Origin of the sequence: Azospirillum sp. TSH20 (assembly GCF_003115935.1) — a bacterium.
Taxonomy (GTDB): domain Bacteria; phylum Pseudomonadota; class Alphaproteobacteria; order Azospirillales; family Azospirillaceae; genus Azospirillum.
Genome location: NZ_LGQU01000129.1, coordinates 1 through 3,923 on the forward strand (window position 1 = coordinate 1; position 3,923 = coordinate 3,923).

Sequence of the window (3,923 nt, forward strand, 5' to 3'; positions counted from 1 at the left end):
GAGGGGGGGGGGAGGGGCCCCCCCCCCCCGCCATTACGAGAGATGATCCGTTCAGTTCGCCGCGAAGCAATAGAGCAGTCCGGCGCCGCCGGTGCTCTTCAGCGCATCCTGGCTGCAGCCGCCGCGCGAGGCGTGCGACGAGTTCCAGGATTTCGCCGGCGGCTGCTCGTCCAGGCCCATGCGGTCATGGTGGCCGAGCATGGCGGCGCCCTCGGTGCCGCTCCTGGTCCAGTTGCCGCAGGTCATGTCCTGGCCGGCGGGGAAGGCGGTGCCGTCCGGCTGCGACCCGGTCAGGATGTCGTGCGTGTTGGGCTGGTCGCCGCGGCCGTTGATCGTTTCTCCCTTCTCGTTCAACGCCGTCTGCTTGGTCAGGGCGTTGGTCCCGTGCAGCTCTTCGACCGAGCGGGCGATCACGTCGCCCTTGGCGTTCTGCCAGGGGCCCTTGCCGATGCGGTCGCGCGCGTTGACCGCCGGCTGCCCATCGGCGGCCTGGGTGCTGAGATAGGCCCGCCATGTGTGGTTGCCGGCGCCCGCGGCCTGGGCCAGCTGCTGGCAATGCCGGTCGGCGCCGCTCAGCCCGCCGAGATCGGCTCCCTTGCCGGCGCCGACGCTGGTGACGAAGAACGTCATGGCGGACGGGCCGGCCTGCTGCGCCGCCGCAGCCCCCGGGATCGCCAACAGGAAGGCGGCCGCCGCAGCGATCCGGACGCTTGCACTGATCATGGGTTTCCTCCGTTGCTGTTTGTTTTGTGGCCGGGATGGACCTCGCTGGCAGAGCCAGTTGGATGAAGACGCTCAGACCCGGTGATTCATTCCCTTGGCTCCGCCGAACCCAGCGCGGCGGCCAGCCGGTCGGCCGCCTCGTCCACCTCCGCCGCCGTCGTGCCACGGCCAAGGCCGAACCGCAGGCTGGCATGGGCATCCATGACGGAGAGACCGAGCGCCAGCAGCACATGCGACGCCTCGCTCGCCCCGCTGTGGCAGGCGGAGCCGGTGGCGACGGCAAGCTCCGGCAGATCCAGCAGTCGGTCGGCGGCGTCGATGCCTGGAATGGTGACGTTCAGGCAACCGGCCAGTCCATCCGCCGCGCCATTGCGGCGGATGCCGGGCAGGCGACTCTGCAGCCGTTGCCACAGCCGGTCGCGCAATTCGCCGATGCGCCGGGCATCCTCCTCCCGCCGTTCGCGGGCCAGCCGGCAGGCGACACCCAACCCGACGCAGAGCGGCGTCGGCAAGGTTCCGCCGCGCAGGCCGCGCTGCTGCCCGCCGCCGGGCGAAGCCGGAACCGGCCGGAAGGGGCGGCGGACGATCAGGGCGCCGATCCCCATCGGTCCATACAGCTTGTGTCCCGACAGGCTGAGGCCGTGGATCCCGAGAGCCGCCATGTCGAGGGCGCGGGTGCCGAGGGCCTGCACCGCGTCGCTATGCATCGTCGCGCCGTGGCGCGCCGCCACCGCCGCCAGTTCGGCCAGCGGCTGGATCGTTCCGACCTCGTTGTTGGCGGCCATCACCGATACCAGCGCCGGTGTCGGCAAACCGGCCAGGGCGTCGTCCAAGGCGGCGGGATCGACCCGGCCGTCGGCGTCCACCGGCAGGATCGCCACCGCGTGGCCGCGCCGCCGCAACTCCGGCAGGCAGCCCAGCACGCTGGCATGCTCCACCGCCGAGACGACGCAGCCGCCGCCCGCCGGAACGCCGCCCAGCAGCGCCAGCGTGTTGGCCTCGGTGGCGCCGGAGGTGAAGACCACCTCGCCCGGCTGCGCGCCCACCAGGGCCGCGACCTCCGCCCGCGCCTGCGCGATGGCGTCGCCGGCGCGCCAGCCGGCCGAATGGGCGGCATGCGGGTTGCCGGCAGCCTCGGGCCGCATCCAGGGCAGCATCGCCTCCAGCACCTGCGGGTCGAGCGGCGTCGAGGCCAGATGGTCGAGATAGATCATGGCGCACAGTATCGCGCCATCGGCGGCGGAAGGGGAGGGGCGTTACTGCGCCGGCTGGTCCGGCCGCTCCGCAGACTGCGCGGCACTGCTGCCGCTGACGCGCCAGACGGCATTGCCGACATCGTCGGCGACCAGCAGCGCGCCCTTGCCGTCCAACGTGACGCCGACCGGGCGGCCCTGAGCCTTGCCGTCCTTGTCGAGGAAGCCGGCCAGCACGTCCACCGGGTCGCCCGACGGCTTGCCGTTCCGGAAGGGCACGAAGATCACCTTGTAGCCGCTGGCCGGCTCGCGGTTCCACGATCCGTGCTGGCCGATGAAGGCGCCCTGCTGCAGGTTCGGCGGCAACTCGCCCTGACGGGAGAAGGTGAAGCCGAGCGAGGCGGTGTGCGGGCCCAGCGCATAGTCGGGCGGGATCGCCTTGGCGACGAGGTCGGGGCGCTGCGGCTCCACCCGCTGGTCGACATGCTGGCCGTAGTAGCTGTAGGGCCAGCCGTAGAAACCGCCGTCCTTCACCGAGGTCATGTAGTCGGGAACGAGGTCGCTGCCGATCTCGTCGCGCTCGTTGACGGCGGTCCACAGCTCGCCGGTCACCGGATTCCAGTCCATGCCGTTGGGATTGCGCAGGCCCGACGCGAAGATGCGGTGCGCGCCGGTCTTCAGGTCGATCTCCCAGATGGCGGCGCGGCCCTGCTCCGCCTCCATCCCGTTCTCGCCGACATTGCTGTTGGAGCCGACGGTGGCGTAGAGCTTGCCGCCGTCGCGGCTGGCGATGATGTTCTTGGTCCAATGGTGGTTGATCGGCCCGGCCGGCAGGTCGACGACCTTCACCGGCTTGGCGGTGATCTTCGTGTCGCCCTCCTTGTAGGGGACCTTCACCACCGCGTCGGTGTTGGCGATGTAGAGGTCGTTGCCGACCAGCGCCATGCCGAATGGCGAATAGAGCCCCTGCAGGAAGGGTTCGCGGACATCGGCCTTGCCGTCGCCGTCTGTGTCGCGCAGCAGGGTGATGCGGTCGGCGCTGGGCGTCTTGGCGCCGGCCTTGCCCATCACCAGCCCCATCACCCAGCCCTTGATGCCCTTGCCGTCCTCCGGCTTCGGCGGGGCGTTGGTCTCCGCCACCAGGATGTCGCCGTTGGGCAGAGCCAGCAGCCAGCGAGGATGGTCCAGCCCGGTGGCGAAGGGGGTGATGCTCAGCCCCTGGGCCGCGACCGGCTGCGTTCCCTGCGGCCAGCCGACGGCGTCGGCGATGTTGACGGTGGGGATCAGCGAGGATTTCGGTTCCGGCAGGGTCGGGTTGGGACCGGTGCCGGCCGACACCGGCAGCGTCGCCTGATCGCCGCAGCTGGCGAGCGACAGGACCGCGACCGTCGCGGAAAGCATGAGGGCTGGCCGTATGGTGCTGTGCATGCGCCGAAATCCCGCGTCTGTGGGCGTGGAGGGAGTACCCACGGTCAACGGCGGTTTCGGCGCGTTGGTTCCGCCGCAGTGTTCAGTGCGCGAGGGTCAGCGCCCGCAGCCCCGCCGCCAGGGCGGCGGCCAGCCGGTTGCCGTCGCACAGCGGGCCGGCTGCCATGCGGCTGCGCAAGGTTCGGCGCAGTTCCGCCAGCCGCTGCGGGTCGGACGCCCAGGCGACGGCGCGGTCCACATAGTCGGCCGGGTCGGAAGCGATGCAGCCCTCCACCCCCGCCACGGTCAGGAAGGCCAGCGAATGGCGGCTGGAGAAGGTCTCCCCCGGCAGGGTGACGACCGGCACGCCCATCCACATCGTCTCCAGCGTCGTGGTGCTGCCCGAAAACGGGAAGGGGTCGAGCGCCACGTCGACCGACGCGCAGCGCCGCATGTGGTCCAGGCTGTTGGTGGCGCCGACCATCGTCACCCGGCCGGGATCGATGCCGGCGGCGGCCAGCCGGCCGCGCCACAGATCGGCGGTGGCGGGACAGGACAGCGCCTTGGTCTTCATCAGCAGGCGGGAGTCCGGCACCCGCC

The 3,923-nt window shown here is 71.4% G+C and carries 3 protein-coding genes and 1 pseudogene; all 4 read right to left on the bottom strand.

What is annotated here, in order from left to right; all coding sequences use genetic code 11:
- Nucleotides 1–51: 51 nt before the first annotated feature.
- A complete protein-coding gene (locus tag TSH20_RS29665; RefSeq protein WP_109157237.1) occupies nt 52–723 on the bottom strand; it encodes a hypothetical protein in 672 nt (223 codons plus the stop codon).
- Nucleotides 724–809: 86 nt separating this feature from the next.
- Entirely contained in the window at nt 810–1,937 is a 1,128-nt protein-coding gene (locus TSH20_RS29670) for a cysteine desulfurase family protein (RefSeq protein ID WP_109157236.1), read from the bottom strand.
- 42 nt (nt 1,938–1,979) lie between these two features.
- Nucleotides 1,980–3,317 (bottom strand): sorbosone dehydrogenase family protein, encoded by a 1,338-nt coding sequence (locus TSH20_RS29675; protein WP_199232109.1) that lies wholly within the window; start codon nt 3,315–3,317, stop codon nt 1,980–1,982.
- 109 nt (nt 3,318–3,426) lie between these two features.
- Nucleotides 3,427–3,923 (bottom strand): annotated as a pseudogene (locus TSH20_RS29680) (glycosyltransferase); the annotation flags it as partial.

Excerpts from the sequence above, each read along its gene's own strand:
- TSH20_RS29670 (WP_109157236.1), bottom strand. The coding sequence starts at position 1,937 with ATGATCTATCTCGACCATCTGGCCTCGACGCCGCTCGACCCGCAGGTG.
- TSH20_RS29675 (WP_199232109.1), bottom strand. The coding sequence starts at position 3,317 with ATGCTTTCCGCGACGGTCGCGGTCCTGTCGCTCGCCAGCTGCGGCGAT.
- TSH20_RS29665 (WP_109157237.1), bottom strand. The coding sequence starts at position 723 with ATGATCAGTGCAAGCGTCCGGATCGCTGCGGCGGCCGCCTTCCTGTTG.